The sequence below is a fragment of the Bacteroides caecigallinarum genome (genome assembly GCF_021531075.1).
Lineage (GTDB): Bacteria > Bacteroidota > Bacteroidia > Bacteroidales > Bacteroidaceae > Phocaeicola > Phocaeicola caecigallinarum_B.
Map to the genome: position 1 here is coordinate 1 of NZ_JADYTJ010000111.1, position 2202 is coordinate 2202.

1 protein-coding gene is annotated in these 2202 nt (G+C 44.1%); it reads right to left on the reverse strand.

Translation table 11 applies throughout. The features are described from left to right. Positions 1-157: 157 nt before the first annotated feature. On the reverse strand, positions 158-1648 hold the full coding sequence (gene ltrA / locus I6E11_RS14470; RefSeq protein WP_235338814.1) for a group II intron reverse transcriptase/maturase: 1491 nt from the start codon (positions 1646-1648) through the stop codon (positions 158-160). Positions 1649-2202: the final 554 nt, after the last annotated feature.

Sequence of the window (2202 nt, forward strand, 5' to 3'; positions counted from 1 at the left end):
TGTTATGTAGGTCGGCGGCATTGCTGCCGCTTTCCCCATTAAGAACTGTACGTGCGACTTTCACCGCATACAGCTCAGATAATTCTAAATTTAATTCTCATAAAATTAAATCGGCTCATAATCATTTTTCGATGACTTGTTTCCGATAAAGTTTTCTTCACGCACGTTGACGGGCACTTTTGAGTTTCCGTCTTTCGAAGTATTCGTCCCATGATGGGTCGAACGGATTGGCTTCGCATTTTATTTTTATGTGTCGTTTGATTGGAATCTCTGTCAGTTGTTGTACTGTGAACTTCTCCTCTATTCCTCCACATACGTATACAAAGCCGAAAATCCAATTTCTGCAACCTTTGCGGATAAAATACTTATTCCTTATCCATTCCCTTGACTTGTTGGTATGTCTGCGATATGACCATCTTTTAAGTTGGTTTATTAAGATATGGTCACATCGGCAGAACACCTCCTTTGATACCACATGGCTGTAGTAGTTACCCCATCCCCTTATTATAGGATTGAGTTTCTCTATCAGCTCCTGCTGGGATAATGCCTTGCCTTTGGTCAGCACAACCTCATGCAACTTGTCAGTGAAGCGTTTCTGACTTTTCTTTGAGGGCTTTATTAACAATGTTCCGTTGTACTTCCGTACATTGAAGCCCAAGAAGTCAAATCCCTCACTGATATGTGTTATCAGTGTCTTCTCCTCTGATAGTGTAAGTCCTCTTTCCTTTAAAAAGGCTGTCAACATTTCCTTTATTTCAAGTAATGTTTCCCTTTTATCGGCTGTGACAATAAAGTCGTCCGCATATCTTACGAGATTGACTTTGGGGTAGTACAGTTTTCCATTGACATAATTTGCCTTGTACTTCTCTTTGAGCATTCTTTCCATGCCGTCAAGAGTTGCATTTGCAAGTGTCGGTGATATGATACCACCCTGCGGTGTCCCTTCAAGTGTCGGTTGAAGCAACTTGTTGAATACAACTCCACTTTTCAGCCATTTCCTTAATATATGCCTGTCGATTCGTACGTTATCGAGAAGCCATTCATGGCTGATATGGTCGAAGCATCCTTTTATGTCTCCCTCCAAAATCCATTCGGGAGAATAACTCTTGCTCAGCCATCTGTGGAGTGCGTCTATTGCATCTGCCGTACCTCTGAATTTTCTGAATCCGTAAGAGTTCGCATCCGCTTCACTTTCCGTTATGGGTTCCAATGCCATAAGATACAGTGCCTGCATGGCTCTGTCTTTCATGGTCGGTATTCCCAACGGTCTTGTCTTGCCGTTTGCCTTAGGTATGTTGACCCTTTTCAATGGGAGGGCTTTGTATCCTCTCCGTGTCAAAGAACGTATAGCTTCTATTTTCTTAGCATCGGTGTCCCACTTTATGTGGTCAACCCCTGCCGTGCGCTTGCCTTTATTGGAGGTCACTTTCCTTACTGCCAATGCCTTGGCTTCGAACGAAGTGACAAGCAGGTGCTGCAAGGCTTTAACCTTGTTGTACCTCCTTCCTGTATGAGCCTTTGCTATTCGGACTTGCAGCTTTCTAACCTTGCATTCACATTTATGAAAGTCAATGTCTTTCCATGTCGTGTTACTCTCGGCTGAAGATGCACACTCGGCTTTCGCCTCGCTCCTTTGCTGTTTCTTCATTTCGTTAAAGTTCTACAATCGTTTCACAAAGAATTACCCTGCGGAAGTCTGCCTGCTTTCGCATGAGGTGACGTTTAAACCTCTATCTTCCGCATTACGCGGAAGCATTCGCTTTCTCCGCAATCCTTTACCCGCACTTCATTCGGCTTCTCTTGCGATTGGCTTACCTGCTATATATAGTAGGAGAAATACGGGCTTACCAAGTTCCGTACAAGTAACTGACGACCGACTTAGAGTCCGCCCATCCACCGGCAGTACTACATCCGTGTGGCTCCAAAAACGAGAGAGCCATCTTGACTGCCAGCCTTTTGGCTATAGCTTGTAAATATCCGTAAGCTATTCATTTGTTACGATGGTGCAGCGGTTCACATGTGTTACTCATATCGGTCAGCCTAACAGCCTATGCATTGGATATTTCTGCACAGAACCATATTGTCAAGAGGGCTTCGCACCAAACAATTACTCGTAAAGCACGCCTCTTTAGGCTACTGTTGACGGAACAACAGGTTCAGACATCATGCTGAACAATTACTTGTACGACTTCTTGTCGCACC